The following is a 24,448-nucleotide window of genomic DNA, read 5'->3' as shown; positions in this document are numbered from 1 at the left end:
TGGGGGTTATTCAAGGGCAAAGATTTTAAGTGATAATGAATTAAACAACAAGTCATTTCCAGCAAATATTATCATTGTATAGAAAATAATCTACATATAATGGTTTTTTTAAGATTTCCCCTTTGATAATATGAATTTTTTTTTAAGATACAGCTAAAATTGAAATAGATTTTTAAAACAAATCCGCTACTATGTAGCTCAAAAGAATGATCGATTGAATGTTCAATGCTTTATTCATCTTTGGACAAAGAAAGAACAAATCATTAAGATTCAGGCACGATGTCTGCTTTCAAAAGCAACATTCAGACATGTTAATTGTTACACTAGCAACTTATAACGCATTTGCATGAGGCTCCCACCCGATGACCATCGACTTTAAGCAAGATATTCTCGCTCCAGTTGCAACCGACTTTGCTGCAATGGACAAGTTTATTAATGAAGGGATTACCTCAAAAGTTGCTTTAGTGATGGCCGTCAGTAAACATGTTGTTGAAGCTGGCGGTAAACGCATGCGTCCAATCATGTGCCTACTTGCAGCAAAAGCATGTGGTGCAACAGATCTACAGATGGACCCTTATCGTAAACTGGCAGCAATCATTGAAATGCTGCATACCGCAACCTTGGTACATGATGATGTTGTAGATGAATCTGGTTTACGTCGTGGTCGTCCAACTGCGAACGCAACTTGGAACAACCAAACTGCTGTGTTGGTGGGTGATTTTCTGATTTCTCGAGCTTTTGATCTTCTGGTTGATCTCGACAATATGATCTTGCTCAAAGACTTTTCGACGGGCACTTGTGAAATTGCCGAAGGTGAGGTATTACAGCTTCAAGCACAACATCAACCCGAAACGACTGAACAAACTTATTTAGATATTATTCACGGTAAAACTTCTCGTTTATTTGAGCTTGCAACTGAAGGTGCTGCCATCATTGCAGGGAAACCTGAGTATCGTGAACCATTACGTTTATTTGCAGGTCATTTTGGCAATGCCTTTCAAATTATTGATGATATTTTAGACTATACCTCTGATGCTGAAACATTAGGTAAAAATATTGGTGATGATTTAATGGAAGGTAAACCCACTTTACCTTTAATCTCTGCCTTAGCAAATACCCAGGGTGAAGAGCACGAAATTATCCGTAAAAGTATCGCAACTGGTGGAACAAGCGATTTGGATCGTGTGATTGAAATTGTGCAGACCTCAGGTGCTTTAGATTATTGTAGTCGCCGTGCCACAGAAGAAACTCAAGCTGCGATTCAGGCTTTGAACCAATTGCCTGAATCTGAGTATCGCCAGGCATTGTATAATTTAGCGCAACTTGCCTTACATCGAATTCAATAAAATTTAACAAGGCTTATGCATATACAATTTAATGATCTTTTCCTCCTTATGCAGGAACAACTCGACGGCATAAAAGTTGTTCCCAATCCTGATATATTAATTGAGTTAATCAATCGTATCAGACCCAGTGACAGCCACAATTTAGAAGAAAGTCAAAATAAATTTGATGCTTTAATTCAAGCACTGCTCACTACACCCAATGCATCTTCTGCATTTCAAGGTTATTTACTCAAGCTGGTCAATCACTATAAACAAGCAGGATTGTATGCAGATAGTGGGATTTTATCTTTAGACGGCTTTTGGAATCAGCTTGGGCAACGTATTGGCGCACATTTTCTACCTTTATTGACAGACGAATCAGATCTCAAAGATTTGGTTGGCAAAGTGTTTCACCAACGTAGTGATAAATATTGGCTGGAAAATATCAGTGAAAAGAAATGGGAACAATTGTTCCGATTACTCAATCAAGGTCATCGTTATAAAAACGATAAATTGGGAATTAAACGCGATATTGTCAAAGCCATTACTGTGCTTTCCTATCGAATCAGTGGTATTGGCTTATATCCTGAATTTATCAATGCCTACCCCGAACTTCAAGAATATGAATCGCCTTTTTTAGTTCAAAACCGTGAAATTGTTGAGTTTATAGAAGCGTATAAAAAGCAGCATCGCGATGAAGATGAGTTTGCTGTGGGTATTCCTCCCGATGCAGACCAAGCATTGGTCATGATTGAACAATGTCGTGATGTGGTACAGAAAATCCGTCGAGCAATCAAGCGGATTGGGGTGAGTTTAAGCCTGACTTATTTACTCTCGCTACTAGAACAATGTATTGATCGAATCGAACTCTTACTCAATCTTCTGGTCGAAGATGACCAGATTCGTTATCAGCTCTGCGGTGAATTGCTCACTGACTTAGTCAATGCACACTATAGTGAAACCAGTGTGCGTGATTTGCTTAAAACCAACAGTGAGTTAATCGCACTACAAGTCACTGAAAACGCCAGTAAGACAGGCGAACATTATGTAAGTACCGATAAGAAAGGTTTCTTTGGTATGTATAAAGCAGCTGCAGGTGCAGGTGCGATTATTGCAACCATGGCAACCCTGAAAATACTGACTGCACGTTTAGTCCTTGCGCCATTTTTGCATGCCTTTCTCTACAGTATGAATTACTCATTGGGTTTTATCCTGATCCATGTTTTGCACTTTACTGTAGCAACCAAACAGCCTGCGATGACGGCGGCTGCACTTGCATCAACAGTTCAGCATCAAAAAGGTTCAAAAACGGCACAAATTGCTGAACTTGCCGGACTGATTATTAATATTATCCGGACTCAGTTTATTGCAATTCTGGGAAATATTTCGATTGCGATTCCTACTGCCGCCTTAATTACCTATCTCTGGCAGCTGTCAATGCATGAACCACTTTTGACGCATGCTAAAGCCACAACCTTACTCGCCAGTCTAAATCCATTTACCTCATTGGCAATTCCTCATGCAGCAATTGCCGGTGTTTGTTTATTTTTATCGGGATTAATCGCTGGATATTTTGACAATATGTCAGTCTATCGAAAAGTCGGCCCCCGCTTAAAAGCTCACGTAAAATTGAAAAAAATGATGGGACAGGCCCGACTGGACAAGTTTGCAGACTATATCGAACGAAACTTAGGCGCTTTAGCGGGTAATTTTATCTTTGGGATCATGCTTGGAAGTATGGGAACCATTGGTTTTATCTTAGGTTTACCTTTAGATATCCGCCATATTGCGTTTGCTGCTGCTAACTTTATTCAAGGCTTAATGACCATCAATGGTTCACCTGATATTGGCCTCATCATTGTGTCTTTCCTTGGCGTGTTATGTATTGGTTTGACCAACTTATTTGTCAGCTTCACGCTCACCATTATTGTGGCACTCAGAGCAAGACAAGTTCGTTTTTCACAATGGAAACCATTGGCAAAACTTATATTTACCCATTTTTCTACCCGTCCTCTAGATTTCTTCTGGCCGCCAAAACAACCCTTACAACTTGAAGATGAGGCAAACTCACAAAGCAAACTAAATCACTAGGATTTTTGTTATTTTTTGTGCAAATTGTTAAATATTTCACAAAAAGAAATTAGTATAAATTACCTAAATTTACTCACTTGAAAAAAAGTGTACTGGCTAGTACACTTCGGTTGATTAAATAAACTTAACGTACGCAATTATATACTCTAGGTTAACTTATGCCTTACGTATTGCTCCTTATTGGCTGTATAGGTTTACTTATTGGGAGTGTTGGTTTAAACATTAACCAGGTACAACAGTTTGATTTTTCAAGCGTTGTATGGATGAGTTCACACCGTTTAGAGGTCTTAAATGGTCTAGCACTCACCCTATCCTATCTGGGCGGCTTACCGTCAATGATCGTGATTGCAGGGCTATGTAATTTATATTTCATACGCCTAAAACAATATGCAAATGTGCTGATGATCAGTATTGGACTGCTCGGTGCTGCGGCAATTGGTTGGATACTCAAATATCTGGTCAATCGTCCTAGACCCGATGAAATCTACCAAATGGTGCAAACCTATGGTGCTTCATTTCCTAGTGCTCACAGCATTTATGCAGCGATTGTATGCTGTTCGATTATGTTTATATTTCAAAAGCATCGCCAAGTTAAATGGATTAGCTTGGGGGGCTTTTTATGGTTTCTAAGCATGGGGGGCTCTAGAATTTATCTAGGGGCACATTTCCCAACTGATGTACTCACTGGATGGAGTATAGGTGTCATATGGGCTGCAATTTTATGGCTCATACTGTCACGAGAAACGTTAAGACAGAACAAATTATTTTTAGATAAGAATCTAAACGAGGTGGAATAATGATGTCGGCAAAGCTTTGGGCTCCTGCCCTTACTGCTTGTGCTCTCGCAACAAGTATTGCACTTGTAGGCTGCAGCAAAGATCCTAAATCAGCACAACAAGCTGGTGGTGCTGCCCAAAAAATGCCGCCGACTGAAGTTGGTGTCATTGTTGCTCAGCCACAAAGCGTAGAACAAACTGTTGAACTTTCGGGTCGTACTTCAGCGTATCAAATCTCTGATGTTCGCCCACAAACAAATGGTGTGATTTTAAAACGTTTGTTTACGGAAGGTAGTTTTGTTCGTGAAGGCCAACCTCTTTATGAGATTGACTCGAGCATCAATCGTGCAAACTTAGACAGTGCAAAAGCAGCTTTAGTACGTCAGCAAGCAAACTTAAATGCCTTGCAGGTTAAAGCAAATCGTTATCGTCAACTTGTCGGCATCAATGCTGTTTCTAAGCAAGAATTTGATGATTTGCTTGCACAAATCAAACTTGCTGAAGCAGATATTGCAGCGTCAAATGCTGCTGTTAAAAATGCACAAATTGACCTAGGTTATTCGACTGTTCGTTCACCTATTTCAGGTCAATCTGGTCGTTCTTCAGTTACTGCCGGTGCTTTGGTGACTGCAAACCAAGCCAATGCTTTGGTTACAATTCAGCAACTTGACCCAATTTATGTAGACATCAGCCAATCAAGTGCTGAGTTATTACGTCTACGTCAACAGTTAAGTCAAGGTAGTATTGACCGTAGCAATAACACCAAAGTTCGTTTAAAACTTGAAGATGGTAGCTTCTACAGTGTGGAAGGAAACCTTGCATTTTCTGATGCAAGTGTAGACCCAAGCACAGGTTCTGTAACTTTACGTGCAGTCTTCTCAAATCCTAATCATTTATTATTGCCAGGTATGTTTGCCAATGCGCAGATCGTACAAGGCGTAATTCCAAATGCTTACTTAGTTCCACAAGCAGCAATTACACGTACCCCAACTGGCCAAGCAATCGCGATGATTGTAAATGCTAAAGGGGTAGTCGAAAGCCGTCCTGTAACAACTGTAGGTGTTCAAGGTAAAGATTGGATTGTCACTCAAGGCCTAAATACTGGCGATAAAGTGATTGTTGATGGTATTGCCAAAGTAAAACCAGAACAAGCTGTGGTTGCTAAACCGTATCAGCCTCAAGCGGCTGCACCCCAAGCAGGTGCTAAACCAGGTACAGCAGCACAACCTGTTCAACAAAATAAATCTAGTGAACAAAAAGCTACTTCAAATGCATAAGGGGTAGACGAATATGGCTCAATTTTTTATTCATCGCCCCATTTTTGCGTGGGTGATTGCACTGGTAATTATGTTGGCGGGTATTCTGACGCTGACAAAAATGCCTGTTGCTCAGTATCCAACAATTGCTCCGCCTGTGGTGACAATTTCTGCAACTTATCCTGGCGCTTCTGCACAAACTGTTGAGAACACGGTAACTCAGATCATTGAACAACAAATGAATGGTCTAGATGGTTTACGTTATATCTCATCGAACAGTGCGGGTAATGGTCAAGCATCAATCAACCTGAATTTTGAACAAGGTATTGATCCAGACATTGCACAGGTTCAAGTACAGAACAAATTACAATCAGCGACTGCACTGTTACCTGAAGATGTACAACGTCAAGGGATAAAAGTGACCAAATCTGGCGCGAGTTTTATGCAAGTACTTGCATTTTATTCGCCAGATGGCAGCCTGTCTGGGGCTGACATTAAAGACTATGTAAACTCAAATATTTCTGAACCACTGAGTCGTGTTGCAGGCGTAGGTGAAATTCAAGTCTTTGGTGGTCAATATGCAATGCGTATCTGGCTAGACCCAGCTAAAATGACCAGTTTGCAAGTTACACCAAGTGACATTGCTGCTGCCATTCGTGCGCAAAACTCACAAGTGGCTGTAGGTCAATTGGGTGGTGCTCCAGCGGTACAAGGTCAAGTCCTCAATGCGACTGTCAATGCACAAAGCATGTTGACGACACCTGAACAGTTTAAAAACATTTTCCTGAAAAATACCGCTTCGGGTGCTCAGGTTCGTTTAAGTGATGTTGCACGTGTAGAACTCGGCTCAGATAACTACCAATTTGATTCTAAATTTAATGGTAAGCCTGCTGGCGGTGTAGCGATTAAATTGGCAACAGGTGCAAATGCACTTGATACAGCGGCTGCTGTAGAAAAACGCCTCAGTGAACTCCGTAAAAACTACCCAGATGGTCTGAAAGATAAGCTTGCTTATGACACCACACCATTTATCAAACTTTCAATTGAAAGTGTGGTACACACGTTAATTGAAGCAATCGTTCTTGTATTCTTTGTGATGTTCTTGTTCTTACAGAACTGGCGCGCAACGATTATCCCAACAATGGCAGTTCCTGTGGTTGTACTGGGGACATTTGCAGTTATTAATATTTTCGGCTTTTCAATCAACACCTTAACCATGTTCGCCATGGTACTGGCAATTGGTCTATTGGTCGATGATGCCATCGTTGTGGTTGAGAACGTCGAACGGGTGATGCAAGAAGAGCATACGGGTCCAGTTGAAGCCACTGAAAAGTCGATGAAACAAATTTCAGGTGCTTTGGTAGGTATTACCAGCGTATTGACTGCCGTATTTGTGCCAATGGCATTCTTCGGTGGTACTACAGGGGTAATTTACCGTCAGTTCTCGATCACGCTCGTTACTGCAATGGTTTTATCATTAATCGTTGCTTTAACTTTTACCCCTGCGCTTTGTGCGACATTGTTAAAACAGCATGATCCAAATCAAGAACCAAGCAATAACATTTTTGCGCGTTTCTTCCGTTGGTTTAACCGTAGCTTTGATAAAGTAGCGGAGAAATACCAAGGTGGTGTCAATCGTATGACCCATCATAAGATCTTCTCTGGTGTGATCTACGTTGCGGTAATTGTTGCCTTAGTCGGACTGTATAAAATGCTCCCCTCTTCTTTCCTACCAGAAGAAGACCAAGGGATGGTTATGACATTGGTTCAGTTACCACCAAGTGCCAGCCTTGAACGGACAGATAAAGTCATCACGACCATGACCGATTACTTCTTAAATAAGGAAAAAGCAAACGTAGATACTATATTTACAGTTTCTGGTTTCTCGTTTACTGGGGTTGGGCAAAATGCTGGTTTAGCATTTATGAAGTTGAAAGACTGGAGTGAACGTACCACACCTGAATCACAAATTGGCGCCATCATCCAACGTGGTATGGCACTGAATATGATTGTCAAAGATGCATCTTACATCATGCCATTGCAATTACCTGCAATGCCAGAATTAGGTGTTTCATCAGGTTTTGACATCCAATTAAAAGATGCTAGTGGTCAAGGCCATGAGAAATTGGTTGCTGCGCGTAATGCTGTTTTAGGTATGGCTTCTCAAGACAAACGTCTTGCTGGTGTTCGTCCAAATGGACAAGAAGATACCCCTCAATATCAAATCAATGTTGACCAAGCGCAAGCTGGTGCAATGGGGGTTAGTATTGCGGATATTAATTCGACCATGAGCATGGCTTGGGGTGGTTCTTATATCAATGACTTCGTTGACCGTGGTCGTGTGAAAAAAGTTTATGTTCAAGGCGAATCAAGCGCTCGTATGATGCCTGAAGACTTAAACAAATGGTATGTACGTAACAATAGCGGCACTATGGTTCCATTCTCTGCATTTGCAACAGGCCAATGGACTTATGGTTCACCTCGTCTCGAGCGTTATAACGGTGTAGCTTCTGCAAACATTCAAGGTACACCAGCACCGGGCGTAAGTTCGGGAGATGCGATGCTTGCTATGGAAGAAATTATTGGTAAGTTACCATCTATGGGCTTAACAGGTTTCGACTATGAATGGACGGGTCTGTCTTTAGAAGAACGTGAATCTGGCAGTCAAACTGTTCCGCTTTTAATTCTTTCATTGCTTATCGTGTTCCTTTGCCTTTCAGCTTTATATGAAAGTTGGTCAATTCCAGTTTCAGTATTGCTGGTCGTACCATTAGGTGTTATTGGTGCATTTACCTTAACTTGGTTGGGCATGGTCATCAAAGGTGATCCTAACTTATCATTTAACATCTACTTCCAAGTCGCGATCGTTGCAGTCATCGGTTTGTCTGCAAAAAATGCGATTTTGATTGTAGAGTTTGCAAAAGAGTTGCAAGAACAAGGCGAAGAATTGTTTGAAGCGACATTGCATGCTGCAAAAATGCGTTTACGTCCAATTATCATGACAACCTTAGCGTTCGGTTTCGGTGTATTGCCACTTGCTTTATCAAGCGGTGCTGGTGCTGGTAGCCAACACTCAGTCGGTTATGGTGTATTGGGTGGTGTAATTAGCTCAACACTTTTAGGTATCTTCTTTATTCCTGTGTTCTTCGTATGGATTCGTAGTATCTTTAAGTACAAACCTAAAAATCAAAATATTCAGGAGCATAAATCGTGATGCAAAAAGTATGGTCTATTTCAGGTCGTAGCATTGCGGTATCTGCACTTGCGCTTGCTTTGACAGCGTGTCAAAGCATGCGTGGCCCAGAACCCGTAGCTCAGGCGAACATACCAACTGGTTATATTCAAAATAACGGTGGTACATCTATTGCTGAACAAGGTTATAAAGAGTTTTTTGCAGATCAACGCTTACTTCAAGTACTTGATCTTGCTTTAGCCAATAACCGTGATTTACGTACAGCAACATTGAACATTCAACGTGCTCAACAAGCCTATCAAATCACTGAAAACAATCAGCTACCAACGATTGGTGCAAGTGGTGGTCTATTACGTCAGGATCAAGGTGTAGGTGCTCAAACACGTTATAATGTTGGCCTTGGTGTAACTGCTTATGAGTTAGACTTCTGGGGTCGAGTAAAAAGTTTAAAAGACAATGCGCTTGATACTTATTTATCGACTGCAAGTGCGCGTGATGCAACGCAAATCAGCTTAATTAGTCAAGTTGCGCAAGCTTGGCTAAATTACTCTTTTGCCAGTGCACAACTTAAGCTCGCTGACCAAACATTAAAAGCGCAGCTTGACTCTTATAACCTCAACAAAAAACGTTTTGATGTCGGTATTGACAGTGAAGTGCCTGTTCGTCAGGCTCAGATTTCTGTTGAAACTGCACGTAATGATGTTGCCAATTATAAGACTCAAATTGCACAAGCTCAGAACTTGCTAAATCTACTTGTTGGACAATCAGTTCCAGACAACTTATTGCCAACACAACGTGTAACGCGTATTACTTCAAATGCTGCGTTCGCATCAGGTTTACCAAGTGACTTGCTGAACAACCGTCCAGACGTCAAAGCGGCTGAATACCAACTTTCTGCTGCTGGTGCGAATATCGGTGCTGCGAAAGCACGCTTATTCCCAACCATCAGTTTGACGGGTACTGCAGGTTATGCATCTACTGATTTAAGTGATTTATTTAAATCAGGTGCTTTCGTTTGGTCTTTAGGTCCTAGTCTTGATATTCCGTTATGGGATTGGGGCACACGTAAAGCGAACATTAAGATTTCAGAAACAGATCAACAAATTGCGTTATCTGACTATGAAAAATCAATTCAATCTGCTTTCCGTGAAGTCAATGATGCATTAGCGACTCGCCAAAATATTGGTGATCGTCTTTCTGCTCAAAAACGTTTAGTTGATGCAACCAATACAACCTATAAACTTTCAAATGCCCGCTTCCGTGCTGGTATTGATAGTTACTTAACTGTTTTAGATGCTCAACGTACGTCTTACTCTGCTGAACAAGGTTTATTGCTATTAGAGCAAGCGAACTTAAACAATCAGGTAGAGGTTTATAAAACCCTTGGTGGTGGTCTAAAAGCCAACACTGCGGATCAAATTGCACAACCGGCCTCTTCATCTGAATTGAAATATCATTCAAAAGATAAAAAAGTCAGTTAATCTCAGTTTGATGATCAAAGCTCACTTCGGTGGGCTTTTTTTATTGCTTTTTAATGGATAATTTCCTATGTTTGAAGCAATACATCATCAATGAATATTTAAAATGAAACTCAGTAATTTAGAAACTGTTCCAGCACATGTCATAAAGCAACAGCTTGATGTCGTTTATGGAAGTACCGTCCGTAGTAAACATGTTGGACGTGACTTTATGGCTGGTCTAAAAAATATTGTCGGTGGTGAACTCAAAGGCTATACCGAGTTATTAGAAGAATCGCGCCAAGAAGCCATGAATCGTATGATTGAAAAAGCACATGGTTTAGGTGCCAATGCAATTGTTGGAATCCGTTTTTCCACCTCTAATATTGCGCAAGGTGCATCAGAACTTTTTGTCTATGGTACTGCGGTCATTGTCGAACCGACCACAACTCAACTTCCTGACCCATTTTCAAAATAGGCGAAACAGATGGATGGTTTAATTTTTAAAATTGGGCTCACACTGGTTCTGTTTTTTATTGGCTGGGGTTTTGGACGTTTTATTGAGCAAAAGCATTTAAAAGAATTGGCAGACAATGAACAACGGCTTGCCCATATTCGGATTGATACCAATAAGTTCCAAGTCTCTGAAAAGCAAGGGCAACTTATCAGTAGTAATGTGGTGATTTCACATGATTATTTTAAATATATTATTGCGCAAATTCAGAACTTCTTTGGTGGTCGTTTAACCACCTATGAGAGTGTCGTCGATCGCGCACGTCGAGAGGCGATTGTTAGATTAAAACAGGAAGCTGAAAATATTGGAGCTACGCATATTATGGGCTTACGTTTAAGTACCACAGAACTCGGTATGCAAGGTGGAATGGTTGAAGTCTTTGCCTATGGAACAGCAACTTAATCTCCCTCCTCTTTTTAAATAATCATCATGATTTTTTCATTAGAATACACGATCTTTGTTAGACGGTTTGATTTTGTATTCTGGTGATGTAAAGATCTAGGAATAACTTGACCATAACAAAAATGAAAGAATCTTAACTTCATGAACAGGTTAGATATCATGAAAGCTTTAGTACTTAAAATAAGTATCGGATTACTGTCTATGCTTCCATTCACAATAAATGCAGAATTGATTGTATTGGCTTCACCACAAAGTCAGGATAAATACTATGCAGAAAAAATCGATGATATCTTTGATTTTCATGTCGATTATGCAAAGAAAATTATCCAAAATGGTGACAATGTGATGATCTTAACCGATCAACAACTTTACCCTGATTATGTCAAAGCACTGGGTAAACAGCATGTTACTATCGCGCCTATGCAAGATATTTGGATGCGTGATTTTAGCAGTGCCAATCCCAATCAACCTGTTCTTTTTCGTTATACCGCAGCAGGACAAGGTGGAACCAAAAAAGCTCAAGCCATTTCTGATGATGTTCAAGCAGACTTTAAAGCCTATAGCCAAAAGGCTGGTTTAAAATTTACCCAGACCCAACTGCTCAATGATGGTGGTAATTGGGTTGAAGATGGTTATGGTAATGTTGTGTTAAGCACCAAGTTCTTAGCTGACAATCATTTAACCGAAACCCAAGCTAGAGCACAACTGATCCGTTTGACAGGTGCTAAACATATTGCATTTATTGAAGCAGATGAACAAGGTGGTTTAGAACATGCGGATGGTGTCGTAAGCTTTATAGATCAGAATACTTTAGTGATTAACACCTATCCTGAAGATCCTGACTACGCCAAACAGTTAAAGATCGATTTAAAACGCGGTATTCCAGATATCAAAATTCATGAAATCACCACACCTTATGATGGTAGTGAAATTTATGATGAGAAATTTGGTTCAGCTTGTGGCTTATATACCAATATGCTGGTTACGCCTGAGCGTATTTATTTTCCGCAATTTGGTATTAAACAAGATGCACTGGCATTACAGCAAATTCGTCGTCTAACCAAACGAACTGTCATTCCAATTCACTCTGCACAGGTGTGCCATATGGGCGGTGGAGTACGCTGTATGTCATGGCAATTAAGGGGCAAAAATGCTGAATTGTTATTAAACTACTTCAATAAAACACATTAAATATTTCATTTATCGCCATTAAATACCCTGTTATTTTAAAAGCATTCATCTTTTAGTTCACGACTAACTTTTAGCTCGCTAACCAGAAGATGAATGTTTAATCGTCAGCTTTACGCTGCAATGACATAATCTTATTGATATTCTTGACAGTATTGCCTATCAGTACTGATATTCATCTTTAAAACTTTTAGGAAATTGATATTTTTTCCCATCAAATTTTAAAACAAACCGTTGTTGCGATAATTGATGATTAACTTCTTGGCAATCTTCGTTTATCACTTGCATCTGGTAGCGTTTAATTTTGCTATTGACCAAAATATCCGTATATTTCTTGGTTTGGGTTGACTGCATCACTAAGGTTGAAGCACGTTCTTCAATATCTGCATTACACTGCATATCCGTTTCTGCCCGATCACGTTCAACTATCAGACTATCTAAGATTTGCTTTTTATTTTTTAAGTCATATAAATTTAGCACTTGCATAGAAAAAGGAAAGGGTTGTGAGTGACCTGAGTAATTTAATCTTAAACCCAAAGCTCGATTTGAATCAGTGACTTTATAATTTGCTGTATCGAGCTGGATTGAATTTAAGCTAATTGCATCCGAAACCATACGTTCTGCAACAACATAGTGATAAACAAGTTTTAAATTTTTTGGATTAAACTTAAATAAATTTAAAGCATAATCACCTTCTTCTGGATGACCTTTTACAGGAATCCATTGCGCATAAGCCATGATCATATTTGAATTATCGACTGGATCGAGCTTACAGTCGATTAAAGCTTGTTCAACCTTTACAATTTTTGCCTGCTTTAATATTTGCGCAACAACTTGAGTATCATCACAAATATTTGCATAAACTGCGCTGATCAATATAAATTGTAGACTAATGATTTTAAATATTATTTTCATGAGGTTTAACATGGTTTTTTGTACTTATAGATAGAGACGGAATATATTAAGAAAAAGCGCTTATACAATATATAAACGCCTTATCAATACATACAAAAGTTGTTAATTTTTAATCACTTTACTTTCATCTTGCGAATCATTTTATAAAGTGTCGATGGTGATAGGCGAGAAACCAACACACCCAATTTTTCTTTACGCCCACCCACGACAATATATTCTTGACCTTTTAATAAAGCAGAAACCGTTTTCTGCGCAAAATCATCGGCTTCTAAACCATTTTCAATGGCTTCATCCTGATGGGCTTGTGCTTTCCCAGCACCATTTAAAGCATTGAAAGATACGTTGGTTTTCACAAAACCAGGGAAAATAACAGAAACATTAACACCATCTTGTGCCACTTCTGCGCGTAAACTGTTTGCCCACATATGAATCGCTGCTTTTGCTGCAGAGTAAGATGCACGATATTGCGTCCCCAATAAGCCTGCAACGCTAGAAATATATGCAATTCGCCCAGATTTTTGAGCTAAAAAGGTTGGTAAAACCAATTTGGTCAAAAACACTTGAGAAAAGTAATCAATTTCCATAATTGCACGTTCAGTTTGCATACTGGTATCTGCAATCAACGCCCTTTGGCTTAAGCCCGCATTGTTGATCAACCAATCAATACGCCCCTTTTCCTCTAAGACTTGTTCATAGGCATGGCGTACTTGCGCTTCATCAGTAATATCCATTGCCACGGAAATATGATGATCTGGGTTAAGCAGACTTATACGAACTTTTTCAAGTTCTTCTAAACGTCTTGCGCTTAAAACCACTTGTGCACCTTGCAAAGCACATTCAGCAGCCAAGGCTTTACCGATCCCTGAAGATGCGCCTGTAATCCAAACCACCTTTCCTTCTAAGCTTTCCATTTTATTATGCTCTTGAATATGGTGAATAAATATTAGACCACGTGACGCACCAAATCAATCAAACCTCCCTTTTTAGAGATTAAGCCTCAACTAAAAACTTTTTAAAGTGCGCTGCATAATGTTGCGCCTTTTCTACATTTCGAGGATTGTATTCATCGCCAACTTTTTCTAAGCGCTTATAGCCTGTACTGGTGATCATATTGATCACACCATTTAAGGTTTTATCAACCACAAAGTTAAATTTTAACAAAGTCTTAGGATCCCGAATAAACTCTGATACACCGAGGTCAATAATTTTAACCAAATTTTTTAGTGTCACAGGCAAAGCACTGGTATCCCCTTGAATGACCTTTTGAATATTACTGGTCGCTTCTTTACCTAGATGGCTATCTAATTGGTAGTACATCACCACTTGGCTTGCATCGGAATCTTCAAACTTTTTAAGAATATGATTTGCCACAGGTTTTAAACGATCATTACTAAACAACGAAATCGACCACGGCATATATTTTTTAAAAGCTCCTTCAATCTGCGTAAAAATTTGCTCTGCTTCTTTGAGTTTCTTCTGACCATTCGCATCTAGCGCAGAGTTATTCCGTTGCTCTTCAAGCAAAGCACCAAAGACTTGATCTAGCACTTGGCATGACATTTCCGTAAAGACATTACCTAATTGTTTTGCCAGATCACTTTTTTCGCCATGATTTAAACTTTGGGTAATGTTTTTTAACTCTTGGTACGTCTGCTGTTTAATCAATAAATCGATTTTATACTGCATTGTTATCTGTCCTTTTGTTGTTTTGTCCTATTCAATTTTGATCTTAGCAAAACTTGAAATATCTTGCATTGTCTTTAACTACTGCTATTTGTTGAATATCAATCACAAATACTCTCAATAAATCAAATATCTAAAACATGCATTTGTAAATATGACTCAGTTAAAACCCCACAATATCCAACATTTGTCATATTTAAGATTAATAACAACAACAAATGCATCTTGTATTTTCATGTTTTGATTGCTGCATTTAATTCAAGGTAAATATGCCATAACAGGAATCAACATTCCTAATGAATATTTGCTACAATGAATGCAATTTTTTACTTACTTTTGATCTGTTTTTACTATGACTGATTCAGCGCAAAATATTGCTACAACCTACGATCCTACCGAGATCGAGAAAAAATGGTACAAGACTTGGGAAGAGAAAGGTTATTTCCAACCGTCTCGTAAAGGCGATTCATTCTGTATCATGATTCCGCCACCGAACGTCACGGGTAGCTTGCACATGGGTCATGGTTTTAACAATGCCATCATGGATGCCTTGACGCGTTACAACCGTATGTCTGGTAAAAATACTTTATGGCAACCAGGTACTGACCATGCGGGTATTGCAACGCAAATGGTGGTTGAGCGTCAATTGGCAGCTCAAGATATTAGTCGTCATGACTTAGGTCGTGAAAAGTTCATCGACAAAATTTGGGAATGGAAAGAACAATCTGGCGGCACAATTACCCGTCAAATTCGTCGTCTTGGCTCATCTGTAGATTGGTCACGTGAACGTTTCACCATGGATGATGGCCTTTCAAATGCTGTTAAAGAAGTATTTGTAAAACTGCATGAACAAGGTTTGATTTACCGTGGCAAACGCTTGGTAAACTGGGACCCTAAACTACAAACTGCACTTTCAGACCTAGAAGTTGAATCAGATAAAGAAGAACAAGGTTCATTGTGGCACTTCAAATACTTCTTTGAGGATAAGTCTCTACGTACTCAAGACGGTCACGATTATTTAGTGGTTGCAACTACCCGTCCAGAAACATTACTGGGTGATACTGCGGTTGCAGTTGCTCCAGATGACGAACGTTATGCACACCTTGTTGGTAAAAATATTATCCTACCCATTACGGGTCGTGCGGTTGCAATTGTAAAAGATGAATATGTCGATAAAGAATTTGGTACAGGCTGTGTAAAAATCACCCCTGCACATGACTTCAATGACTATGAAGTGGGCAAACGTTGTGAACTCGCAATCATCAATATTTTCAACAAAAATGCCGAAGTTTTGGCTGATTTTGAGTTTATCGCAAAAGCTGGCGAAGCGATTTCTAAAACTATCCCTGCACCAGCTGACTATATCGGTTTAGAGCGCTTTGCTGCACGTAAAAAATTGGTTGCACAAGCTGAAGCTGAAGGTTGGTTAGACCAAATTCAACCCTATACGCTGAAACCACCACGTGGTGACCGTTCAGGTGTGATCATTGAACCACTATTGACCGACCAATGGTATGTTAAAATTGCGCCTCTTGCAGAGCCTGCAATCAAAGCAGTAAAAGACGGCGATATTAAGTTTGTGCCTGAACAATACAGTAATATGTATATGGCTTGGATGAACAATATTCAAGACTGGTGTATTTCTCGTCAATTGTGGTGGGGTCACCGTATCCCTGCTTGGTACGATGCAGAAGGCAATATCTATGTTGGTCGTTCTGAAGAAGAAGTTCGTGCGAAAAATAATATCGCTGCTGATGTTGAATTAAACCAAGATGAAGATGTACTGGATACATGGTTCTCTTCAGGTCTTTGGACATTCTCTACACTGGGTTGGACCGGTGATGAAGCAAAAGATAAAGAAAATTATTTCTTAAATACATTCCACCCAACGGATGTATTGGTAACAGGTTTTGACATCATTTTCTTCTGGGTTGCCCGAATGATCATGATGACTATGCACTTCATGAAAAATGAAGATGGCACACCGCAAGTTCCATTTAAAACCGTGTATGTACATGGTTTGGTTCGTGACGGTGAAGGTCAAAAAATGTCTAAATCTAAAGGCAACGTACTTGACCCATTAGATTTAATTGATGGTGTAGATCTTGAAACCTTAGTACAAAAACGTACCACTGGTTTAATGAATCCTAAAGATGCACCAAAAATTGAGAAATCTACACGTAAAGAATTCCCTGAAGGTATTCAAGCTTACGGTACAGATGCGGTTCGTTTTACTTTCTGTGCTCTTGCCAATACAGGCCGTGACATTAAGTTCGATATGAAACGTGTTGAAGGCTATCGTAACTTTGCCAACAAAATCTGGAACGCAACCCGTTTCGTGATGATGAACTGTGAACAACAGCCAATTGGTCAGGAAATCCGTCAAGATCTTTGGGAACTTCCTGAACAGTGGATTGTCAGCCGTTTACAAAAAGCGGAAGCGGCCGTTCAACAAGCGTTTGCAACTTATCGTTTAGATTTGGCTGCTCAAGCGATTTATGAGTTCATCTGGAATGAATACTGTGACTGGTATGTTGAACTGACCAAACCAGTCCTGAATGATGAAAACGTATCAACTGAGCGTAAAGCAGAAGTTCGTCGTGTCCTTCTTTCTGTAATGGAAGCATCTTTACGTCTTGCGCATCCAATCATGCCATTCTTAACTGAAGAAATTTGGCAAACCCTTGCACCAATGATTGGTATTGGTGGTGAAACCATCATGCTTGCGCCATACCCTGTTCCAAATCCTGAACGTATCAATGAACAGGCCGAAGCAGATATGCTTGGGCTACAAGGCTTGATTGGTGCTGTACGTAATATTCGTGGCGAAATGGGCTTAGGTAATGCACGTTTATTACCTGTATTGCTTCAAAACGCGACTGATGCTGAAAAAGCACAAATTGCACGTATTGAACCATTGTTTAAAGCTTTGGCTAAAGTTGAAAGCATTACCTTCTTAACCGATGCTGAGCAACCACCGTTGTCTTCATCTTCTGTTGTGGGTCATGTATCTGTATTTGTACCAATGAAAGGCTTGATTGATCCGAAAGCAGAACTTGCTCGTTTGCAAAAAGACTTAGATAAGGTTCAAAAACAACATGATCAAATCGCCTCTAAACTTGCAAATGAAGGCTTTGTGGCTAAAGCACCTGCTGCGGTTGTTGAAGGTGAAAAGGTTAAACTTGCTGAGTTTGTGGATCAGTTAGCCAAGATTAAAGCCAATATGGAGCAGATTGCAGCGCTTTAAGCGAAGCTTGCAATTTTGCCTCTAAAGAAGGAAGCTTAATTAAGCTTCCTTCTTTTTTTTGTAAAATAATTATGGTTATTCAAAAATTAAAACAACATTTCATCAATCAAAACTTATGTATCAATCAACCGACTACATTGTTAGAAACGTTAAAATTTGAACAAAAATACGGAGTTAAACTTCCACAAATTTTTAAAGAATATTTTATTTTCTTCAATGGTACAGGTGAAGCCAATTTTGCTGATGAGGGCTATTCTTTCTTTTCTTTAGCTGAATTTAGACCTGTAAAAGATTTAAAAGGCATTGAAGACTTTCCTCATGCAAATTGTTTTGTATTTTCAGAATTCTTACTCTGGATGACTGCGTATGCAGTAAAACTAGACGAAGATGGCAATGAATTAGGTATTTATGAAATCTGTAATACGCATAATAAGGTTTGTAATAGTTTTGAAGAGTTTATTTTGCTCATAATGAAAGGTGATTTAGAAATACTTGATCGATGATGTTTTTTTGACCAAAATTCAACAATTTCATATCCATTTAACTTAAAGATCAGTTAGCAAAATAAAGCGAATTGATACACTCTAATTTTTCAAGAATTACCCTCACCCTAGCCTCTCCCACAGGGAGAGGGGACTTCCATTACTAATTTTATCGTTATTTGATACACAATAGGTTTCTCTCCTTTCAACAGAGAATTAAAGAGAAATGACTAAAAATGTGTGTATAACATTCCACAACCTCAATCTTCCCAAAAATGTGGCAGAGACACTCTTTGAGAGTTTAATAATTATTCGATACACAATGAAGCTCACTCTCCTTTCAGCAGCGGGTTAAAGAGAAGTAACTAAAAATATTTGCATAAATTCCACCACCTCAATCTTCCCCCCAAAATGTGGAAGAAACACTCTTTGAGAATTGAATAGTTATTCGATACACAAAGAGGTTTCCTCTCCTTTCAGCAGCGGGTTAAAGAGAAGTAACTAAAAATATTTGCATAAATTCCACCACCTCAATCTTCCCCCAAAATATGGAAGCTCACTCTTTGAGAGTTTAATAGTTATTTGATACACAAAGAGGTTCCCTCTCCTTTCAGGAGAGGGTTAAAGAGAAGTAACTAAAAATATTTGCATAAATTCCACCACCTCAATCTTCCCCCAAAATATGGAAGCTCACTCTTTGAGAGTTTAATAGTTATTTGATACACAAAGAGGTTCCCTCTCCTTTCAGGAGAGGGTTAGGGAGAGGTGTCTTTCAATTCAATACAGATATTCCACAAATCCGCCAATACCACCTCACTGCGATTCAATACATCATCATTCCAATAACGAATAACTTTAATCCCCAAAGCCTCTAAAAACTGAGTTCTTCCATTATCATAAGCTACGCCCACATCTGTATTATGTTGACCACCATCCAACTCAACCACTAAGCCCAATTCATGACAGTAAAAATCGACGATATAAGGCTCAATCAGATGTTGACGACGAAACTTTAAATTCATAAATCGTTGAGCTCGTAAAATTTGCCACATAAGATGTTCGGCATCTGTGGCATCGTATCGCATAGATTTAGCGTATTCTAATAATTTGGGGTTTAGCTTCATTTTATTTTCCCTCTCCCTAGCCCTCTCCCACGGGGAGAGGGGACTTCCATTACTAATTTTATCGTTATTTAATACCCAATGAAGTTACCTCTCCTTTCAACAGAGGATTAAAGAGAGGCGACTAAAAATATTTGCATAAACTCCACCACCTCAATTTCCCCCAAACGTGGAAGCAACACTCTTTGAGAATTTAATAGTTATTTGATACACAATAAATTTCTCTCCTTCCAGAAGAAGGCTAAAGAGAAGTAACTAAAAATGTGTGCATAAATTCCACCACCTCAATATTCCCCCAAAATGTGGAAGGAACACTCTTTGAAAATTGAATAGTTATACGATACACAGAGAGGTTACCTCTCCTTTCAGGAGAGGATTAAAGAGAGGCAACTAAAAATTTTGCATAAATTCCACAACCTCAATTTTCCCCCAAACGTGGAAGAAACACTCTTTGAGAATTTAATAATTATTCGATACACAAAGAGGTTCCCTCTCCTTTCAGGAGAGGGTTAGGGAGAGGTGTCTTTCAATTCAATACAGATATTCCATAAATCCACCCCACTCCGATTCAAAACATCATTATTCCAATAGCAAACAACTTTAAGAATCAGAAAATAAAAGATTTTCTCTGAGTAAACACCACAAAAGAATTAAAAAAGTAGATCCTCTGATCTACTTTTTTACCCTGAATTACTCCAAAATCAACCGCGCGCCAATCGGTTGTATCGGACGATTATTTGGATGTCCCATTAACTCCATAAAAGACTCAATTTGCTCATTCGACGCCTGCTGAATTTCCTTAAACACCACCCATCGGACTCCTTCTGAACACGGCGGTGTTGTTAAAGACCCATTAAAACGGTAATACTCTAAGTTATTGGGTAAATAGCTCTCTGCTTTATTTTTTGAATATAGCTGATTACTTTCACCCACATTTTTTGGCAAGGAATTCCAAATATGTTTTAGTTTTTCATTCTCCAATCCATGTTGAAACATTAATGCGACAACTGCCAATTCACCTTTATCTGAAGCATGCACTAAATGTAATTCCATGGGATAGCTTTGGCCATTAATATTGTTTTCACTTGGACTATGTACATGAAATTGTTCCAGTAAAAATGTCTGTCCATCTAAAACTAAACTTGCTCCTTGATTAAACTCAATCTGCATCGTATGACCAATATTTTGCACAGACTTTGCTGTAGTGTGATAATTAAATTCCAATGGTGGTAAATTCGCAGTCACCGTATCTCGAATATCAATTGGAGATTGATTTATTCCTGCACACGCTTGGTATTGTTGATTTGCACTTGCCCAATCTTTAGGGTTTTGATAATCCCAATCTGATCCTGCCCAAAGTATTGTTGTAGCGCATAGACTAATTATTGTTAAACCGTATTTAATAAACATAAGAGCCCCTTAATTATTCAAATATTTTCAGCACTGAATGCTCTATTTATAAATGCTCTAGTTACTGGTTATATGAAAGGCTGTTGAACTGAAGAGCATGATGTGATGTTGGTAAAATTTTTATTAAGATTTTCTACCAAATCTTATTAGATTATAAGAAATATACTTATCCAAGTTCAAGTCCTTTATTTTTTCCTATAACAGATACACGCACTACTCTGTATTTTATAAATGCGTCATATTGAATTAAGCTTTTTCATTGTTATTTTTCTAATCAAACTCCAAATTTAAATCCAAAACGCTATTCCTTAAGCTGATCCAAAGCCGTCCCCTGTACAGGATTTCTTTTCCAATAATAAGGTTGGAAAAATCGAAGTAACAAACGCCATGGTGTCATCCAGACAATACGCGCATTACTCTTCTTATTCTTACTGATGCGTTGCGCCAAATAACCACACACTTGCTCAGGTGGGTCAATTACAAACATAAATAACCATTTCATTTTATGCCAGTTTTTAACTTCACCTTGCTGCCAAGAAGAAATCAATAAATCTGTTGCCACCATTCCGGGGCTGAGTGTCCCAATCAAAATATCACTATTCTTGGTTTCTTTATTTAAAGCATGATTCAGATAAGCAACTGCTCGTTTACTGGTTGCATAAGGCGTCATCCCCGCACTCCACTCACCACGACTGCCCCAACCTTCCATATTAAAAATTTGCCCAAAACCTTGCTGCATCATTCCTTTTAAAGCCACTTGAGAGCCCAACATTGTTCCAAGTACATTGGTTTTGATTACACTTTCCAAATCTGAGCTAGCAATCTCGGTAAATGCCCTTGCTGCGTTACAGGTACCGGCATTGTTAATCCAAACATCGACCTGACCAAACTTTAAAACTGTTTCTTCCCATAAATTTTGCAAATCGTCATATTGAGCCACATCACAGGTCACCCCATAAATTCTATTCGGTGTATAGCGTTGCGCTAAATCTGCAACAACCTGATTTAACTGCGCTACATTTCGTGCCGAAATCATCACAGACCAACCTAACTTTAAAAAAGCTTCTGCCAAAGCAAAACCAATTCCACGTGTACCTCCTGTAATCACGACAGATAAAGCTTGATCAGAATTTGATGTGTTCAAAATATTCCCCATTGTGGTGATGAATCAGTATGGACAGCAAACTGGCACGTGATAAAACACATGACTATATCTCCAATTTAGGACATTGAGCATCAAAAAATCAATTTTTAAGATAGAATCTTCAACATTCAAAATTATTGAATGATTCATATTCTATGAAAAACAAAATTTTATTATGCATCACCCTTATTTTTCTCATTGGCTGTCATGAGAAACCCAACACCTCAACTGAAAGCAAGCCAACCAAACAAGAAACACCCCAATCAACTCAAACCAAAGCAGAACCTATTGAGATTGCTGCTCATCCAGAGCCAGACCACCTCGTCAATAATCCAACACCACTCCCTCAAGGTTATTCAGTCGATACGACATACCTCAAAAAGCCATTACTCATCGATTTTGATGGAGATGGAAAACTAGATGCGTTCCAAGTCTTAAAGAATCCCAATAAAAAAGGCATGAAATATCTGTTTGAATTTCGTATTTCCGACAGTGATAAAGTTTATTACTATCAAAATAATGAAGAAGATGATGATTTAGATATTTTTACTAAGTTCGAAGTCGCACCTAAAACAAATATCTATGTCGATGAAGAATATCGCTTTGGTGAAAATGGGGATATTCTTGCTAACGAACAGATTGACCCTAAACATTATTTAAAGTTTAAAGGTGATGGTGTTTCAGTCAATGTCCTCGAAGAAACCTGTGCTGCATCTGCTTTCTTCTTAACAGATGACAAAATTAAACGGATTTATTTCTGTTAAATCTATTTCTCATCCGCAAAAATCGCATTTGCCCCAATCACTTTAGAAATCTTCACTTGGTCTTGCTTTAATAAAGCATAGATTTTTGCTTTAAGTGTTTCACTGGTAAAAGTCCCGTTTAAATTCAGTAAAACGGGTTCATCACTCAATGAACCTTTGCCGTGATATTCGTGATTAATATCGTTGGTGGTTGCCTGATTAATCACCACAAAATGCCCCGCAATACCAGTCGCTTGACCACAAGCTAAACTTTGTGGTGACCAATTCCCTACTTTGATCTCAGGTGTTAAAGCATAGCCTTTACTTGCTAATATTTTCTTCTGCTGTGCTGTTGCTATGGGAAAATTTAGTATCTTTTGCTGACCTTTCCAGTTTATCGCTAATTGACTAGATAAACATGATGCTCGAAAAGGGCCTGCACTACCTGACTCTGCACCATCATTAGAATCATCGCATTGAGAAATAACTTGAAAAGTTGCTTCTCCACACTGCAACAGTTTAGATTTATAGATTTTATATTGGCTGGGTTGCGCACTCACTGATTCAGTAAAAAGACAGAAACCAAAGAACGCCATTAAATACACAAAAAAATTGCAATATGTTTTAGACACCATCATTTTTATACACTTCATTGATCGTTTAATCGCAAATTGATTTTATATTAAACATTTATTTACAACTCATTAAATCATCCAACAACACACCAAGCATTTGAAATTTATAATGATATAAGTTAGATATTCCCAAAATACTGATTAAACCAGAAGATGAATACAATAGCATGACAACAAAAGCTTGATAAAAATACATATTTTTAAAATAATGTTAATTCAATCACAAAAAAATCGATATGATGATGAAAAATATAATAATATTCAGCAGTGGTGTTCTATCACTATTTTTGGCCTCGCTTAATTATGCTGCGGCTCCGCAAGTCCCTGAGGAAACGGCAACACAAATTTTTAAAAGCGCAAAGTTTCAAAAAACCAATCTTGGCTGGGAAAGCCGCTGTAGCCTTGGCAATATCTCCTATTATGGTGACCTCAATAAAGATGGTCGTCCTGATGCTGTTGTAGTCGATGGTGGTGTCGGCTGCTATGCAAACACAGGAATTGGATTTTATATTGTTACCCAACAGACCAATAAACAATGGGTGAGAATATTTAACAGTCATGGGACGCCTGAGTTTCTATCAACTTTAGGAAAGCATGGTTGGCCAGATATTGCCATCAATGACTCAAGTAAATGCTTTGCTGTGTATAAATGGAACGGTCAAAAATTTCAAAGAAACCGTTTCGAATACAAAAATCAAGCTTGCAGTCTGAGTGTTTCCAAAAATTGATCATTAAGTTATTTTTTAATTTTAACTCAATCATTTTATCGGTTTATTTTTAGATTAAAATTTGACAGCCTAGGTTTAAGATGAAATACAATAAATAAAAATCAATAATTATCAGTATCTTAAAAATAAGTCAGAATA

The 24,448-nt window shown here is 38.7% G+C and carries 20 protein-coding genes; 13 read left to right on the top strand and 7 right to left on the bottom strand.

Annotation, left to right across the window (positions count from 1 at the left end; translation table 11 throughout):
• The first annotated feature begins 362 nt into the window (after positions 1 to 362).
• The 9 genes from sdsA (at position 363) to ACZ5QH_RS05160 (ending at position 12,205) form a co-directional block, all read left to right on the top strand.
• Entirely contained in the window at positions 363 to 1,346 is a 984-nt protein-coding gene (sdsA, locus tag ACZ5QH_RS05200; RefSeq protein ID WP_096733407.1) for an All-trans-nonaprenyl-diphosphate synthase, read from the top strand.
• A 15-nt stretch (positions 1,347 to 1,361) separates the two neighbouring features.
• Positions 1,362 to 3,416 (top strand): site-specific recombinase, encoded by a 2,055-nt coding sequence (locus ACZ5QH_RS05195; protein ID WP_034615660.1) that lies wholly within the window; start codon positions 1,362 to 1,364, stop codon positions 3,414 to 3,416.
• A 158-nt stretch (positions 3,417 to 3,574) separates the two neighbouring features.
• Positions 3,575 to 4,213, top strand: coding sequence for a phosphatase PAP2 family protein (locus ACZ5QH_RS05190; RefSeq protein WP_004819553.1), 639 nt, complete (start codon positions 3,575 to 3,577; stop codon positions 4,211 to 4,213).
• Entirely contained in the window at positions 4,213 to 5,469 is a 1,257-nt protein-coding gene (locus tag ACZ5QH_RS05185) for an efflux RND transporter periplasmic adaptor subunit (RefSeq protein WP_034615663.1), read from the top strand. The genes ACZ5QH_RS05190 and ACZ5QH_RS05185 overlap by 1 nt, the downstream gene beginning before the upstream one ends.
• A 13-nt stretch (positions 5,470 to 5,482) precedes the next feature.
• Positions 5,483 to 8,662: a multidrug efflux RND transporter permease subunit AdeJ gene (gene adeJ / locus ACZ5QH_RS05180; RefSeq protein ID WP_034615665.1), complete on the top strand. Its 3,180-nt coding sequence runs from the start codon at positions 5,483 to 5,485 to the stop codon at positions 8,660 to 8,662.
• Positions 8,662 to 10,122 carry a multidrug efflux RND transporter AdeIJK outer membrane channel subunit AdeK gene (gene adeK / locus ACZ5QH_RS05175; protein WP_004722574.1) on the top strand — a complete coding sequence of 487 codons (1,461 nt, stop codon included), beginning with the start codon at positions 8,662 to 8,664 and terminating at the stop codon, positions 10,120 to 10,122. Before adeJ ends, adeK begins: the two co-directional genes overlap by 1 nt.
• 103 nt (positions 10,123 to 10,225) lie before the next feature.
• Positions 10,226 to 10,576: a YbjQ family protein gene (locus tag ACZ5QH_RS05170; RefSeq protein WP_004819546.1), complete on the top strand. Its 351-nt coding sequence runs from the start codon at positions 10,226 to 10,228 to the stop codon at positions 10,574 to 10,576.
• Positions 10,577 to 10,585: 9 nt separating this feature from the next.
• Positions 10,586 to 11,014: a YbjQ family protein gene (locus ACZ5QH_RS05165; protein WP_004819543.1), complete on the top strand. Its 429-nt coding sequence runs from the start codon at positions 10,586 to 10,588 to the stop codon at positions 11,012 to 11,014.
• Positions 11,015 to 11,173: 159 nt separating this feature from the next.
• Positions 11,174 to 12,205, top strand: coding sequence for an agmatine deiminase family protein (locus ACZ5QH_RS05160; RefSeq protein ID WP_034615667.1), 1,032 nt, complete (start codon positions 11,174 to 11,176; stop codon positions 12,203 to 12,205).
• 159 nt (positions 12,206 to 12,364) lie between these two features.
• Here the strand turns inward: ACZ5QH_RS05160 and ACZ5QH_RS05155 are convergent, their stop codons facing one another.
• From ACZ5QH_RS05155 to ACZ5QH_RS05145, 3 genes are all read right to left on the bottom strand, one after another.
• Positions 12,365 to 13,129, bottom strand: coding sequence for a PA3715 family protein (locus tag ACZ5QH_RS05155; RefSeq protein ID WP_034615669.1), 765 nt, complete (start codon positions 13,127 to 13,129; stop codon positions 12,365 to 12,367).
• A 101-nt stretch (positions 13,130 to 13,230) separates the two neighbouring features.
• Positions 13,231 to 14,028, bottom strand: a complete 798-nt coding sequence (locus ACZ5QH_RS05150) for an SDR family NAD(P)-dependent oxidoreductase (protein WP_034615671.1) — start codon at positions 14,026 to 14,028, stop codon at positions 13,231 to 13,233.
• Positions 14,029 to 14,107: 79 nt separating this feature from the next.
• Positions 14,108 to 14,803 carry a hypothetical protein gene (locus ACZ5QH_RS05145; protein WP_004819535.1) on the bottom strand — a complete coding sequence of 232 codons (696 nt, stop codon included), beginning with the start codon at positions 14,801 to 14,803 and terminating at the stop codon, positions 14,108 to 14,110.
• Positions 14,804 to 15,152: 349 nt separating this feature from the next.
• Here ACZ5QH_RS05145 and ACZ5QH_RS05140 point away from each other — a divergent pair, with 349 nt between their 5' ends.
• Together ACZ5QH_RS05140 and ACZ5QH_RS05135 are read left to right on the top strand one after the other, a co-directional pair.
• Positions 15,153 to 18,047, top strand: a complete 2,895-nt coding sequence (locus ACZ5QH_RS05140) for a valine--tRNA ligase (protein WP_303577916.1) — start codon at positions 15,153 to 15,155, stop codon at positions 18,045 to 18,047.
• Positions 18,048 to 18,118: 71 nt separating this feature from the next.
• Entirely contained in the window at positions 18,119 to 18,550 is a 432-nt protein-coding gene (locus tag ACZ5QH_RS05135) for an SMI1/KNR4 family protein (RefSeq protein ID WP_303577915.1), read from the top strand.
• A gap of 734 nt (positions 18,551 to 19,284) precedes the next feature.
• Here ACZ5QH_RS05135 and ACZ5QH_RS05130 read toward each other — a convergent pair.
• From ACZ5QH_RS05130 to ACZ5QH_RS05120, 3 genes are all read right to left on the bottom strand, one after another.
• Positions 19,285 to 19,653: an endonuclease domain-containing protein gene (locus ACZ5QH_RS05130; RefSeq protein ID WP_303577913.1), complete on the bottom strand. Its 369-nt coding sequence runs from the start codon at positions 19,651 to 19,653 to the stop codon at positions 19,285 to 19,287.
• A gap of 687 nt (positions 19,654 to 20,340) precedes the next feature.
• Positions 20,341 to 21,060, bottom strand: coding sequence for a carbonic anhydrase (locus tag ACZ5QH_RS05125; RefSeq protein ID WP_464016778.1), 720 nt, complete (start codon positions 21,058 to 21,060; stop codon positions 20,341 to 20,343).
• A 301-nt stretch (positions 21,061 to 21,361) separates the two neighbouring features.
• Positions 21,362 to 22,216: an SDR family NAD(P)-dependent oxidoreductase gene (locus tag ACZ5QH_RS05120; RefSeq protein ID WP_303577911.1), complete on the bottom strand. Its 855-nt coding sequence runs from the start codon at positions 22,214 to 22,216 to the stop codon at positions 21,362 to 21,364.
• A gap of 143 nt (positions 22,217 to 22,359) precedes the next feature.
• Here ACZ5QH_RS05120 and ACZ5QH_RS05115 point away from each other — a divergent pair, with 143 nt between their 5' ends.
• Positions 22,360 to 22,968 carry a hypothetical protein gene (locus ACZ5QH_RS05115; protein ID WP_303577910.1) on the top strand — a complete coding sequence of 203 codons (609 nt, stop codon included), beginning with the start codon at positions 22,360 to 22,362 and terminating at the stop codon, positions 22,966 to 22,968.
• 2 nt (positions 22,969 to 22,970) lie between these two features.
• On the opposite strand, the gene ACZ5QH_RS05110 is transcribed toward ACZ5QH_RS05115, so the two are convergent.
• Complete coding sequence (locus ACZ5QH_RS05110; RefSeq protein WP_270382761.1) at positions 22,971 to 23,543, bottom strand: hypothetical protein; 573 nt, start codon at positions 23,541 to 23,543, stop codon at positions 22,971 to 22,973.
• Positions 23,544 to 23,824: 281 nt separating this feature from the next.
• Between ACZ5QH_RS05110 and ACZ5QH_RS05105 the strand changes: the two genes are divergently transcribed.
• Complete coding sequence (locus ACZ5QH_RS05105) at positions 23,825 to 24,310, top strand: hypothetical protein (protein ID WP_035371114.1); 486 nt, start codon at positions 23,825 to 23,827, stop codon at positions 24,308 to 24,310.
• Positions 24,311 to 24,448 lie beyond the last annotated feature (138 nt).

It is taken from the genome of Acinetobacter sp. Ac8 (assembly GCF_055392545.1).
The sequence above is the reverse complement of the archived record's forward strand: the minus strand, read 5'-3'. Positions and strand labels throughout refer to the sequence as shown.

Coding starts and splice junctions, on each gene's coding strand:
- ACZ5QH_RS05125 (WP_464016778.1), bottom strand. CDS start 21,060: ATGTTTATTAAATACGGTTTAACAATAATTAGTCTATGCGCTACAACA.
- ACZ5QH_RS05195 (WP_034615660.1), top strand. CDS start 1,362: ATGCATATACAATTTAATGATCTTTTCCTCCTTATGCAGGAACAACTC.
- ACZ5QH_RS05170 (WP_004819546.1), top strand. CDS start 10,226: ATGAAACTCAGTAATTTAGAAACTGTTCCAGCACATGTCATAAAGCAA.
- ACZ5QH_RS05145 (WP_004819535.1), bottom strand. CDS start 14,803: ATGCAGTATAAAATCGATTTATTGATTAAACAGCAGACGTACCAAGAG.
- ACZ5QH_RS05185 (WP_034615663.1), top strand. CDS start 4,213: ATGATGTCGGCAAAGCTTTGGGCTCCTGCCCTTACTGCTTGTGCTCTC.
- sdsA (WP_096733407.1), top strand. CDS start 363: ATGACCATCGACTTTAAGCAAGATATTCTCGCTCCAGTTGCAACCGAC.
- ACZ5QH_RS05160 (WP_034615667.1), top strand. CDS start 11,174: ATGAAAGCTTTAGTACTTAAAATAAGTATCGGATTACTGTCTATGCTT.
- ACZ5QH_RS05120 (WP_303577911.1), bottom strand. CDS start 22,216: ATGGGGAATATTTTGAACACATCAAATTCTGATCAAGCTTTATCTGTC.
- ACZ5QH_RS05110 (WP_270382761.1), bottom strand. CDS start 23,543: ATGGCGTTCTTTGGTTTCTGTCTTTTTACTGAATCAGTGAGTGCGCAA.
- ACZ5QH_RS05190 (WP_004819553.1), top strand. CDS start 3,575: ATGCCTTACGTATTGCTCCTTATTGGCTGTATAGGTTTACTTATTGGG.
- adeK (WP_004722574.1), top strand. CDS start 8,662: ATGCAAAAAGTATGGTCTATTTCAGGTCGTAGCATTGCGGTATCTGCA.
- ACZ5QH_RS05130 (WP_303577913.1), bottom strand. CDS start 19,653: ATGAAGCTAAACCCCAAATTATTAGAATACGCTAAATCTATGCGATAC.
- ACZ5QH_RS05115 (WP_303577910.1), top strand. CDS start 22,360: ATGAAAAACAAAATTTTATTATGCATCACCCTTATTTTTCTCATTGGC.
- ACZ5QH_RS05150 (WP_034615671.1), bottom strand. CDS start 14,028: ATGGAAAGCTTAGAAGGAAAGGTGGTTTGGATTACAGGCGCATCTTCA.
- adeJ (WP_034615665.1), top strand. CDS start 5,483: ATGGCTCAATTTTTTATTCATCGCCCCATTTTTGCGTGGGTGATTGCA.
- ACZ5QH_RS05105 (WP_035371114.1), top strand. CDS start 23,825: ATGAAAAATATAATAATATTCAGCAGTGGTGTTCTATCACTATTTTTG.
- ACZ5QH_RS05135 (WP_303577915.1), top strand. CDS start 18,119: ATGGTTATTCAAAAATTAAAACAACATTTCATCAATCAAAACTTATGT.
- ACZ5QH_RS05140 (WP_303577916.1), top strand. CDS start 15,153: ATGACTGATTCAGCGCAAAATATTGCTACAACCTACGATCCTACCGAG.
- ACZ5QH_RS05165 (WP_004819543.1), top strand. CDS start 10,586: ATGGATGGTTTAATTTTTAAAATTGGGCTCACACTGGTTCTGTTTTTT.
- ACZ5QH_RS05155 (WP_034615669.1), bottom strand. CDS start 13,129: ATGTTAAACCTCATGAAAATAATATTTAAAATCATTAGTCTACAATTT.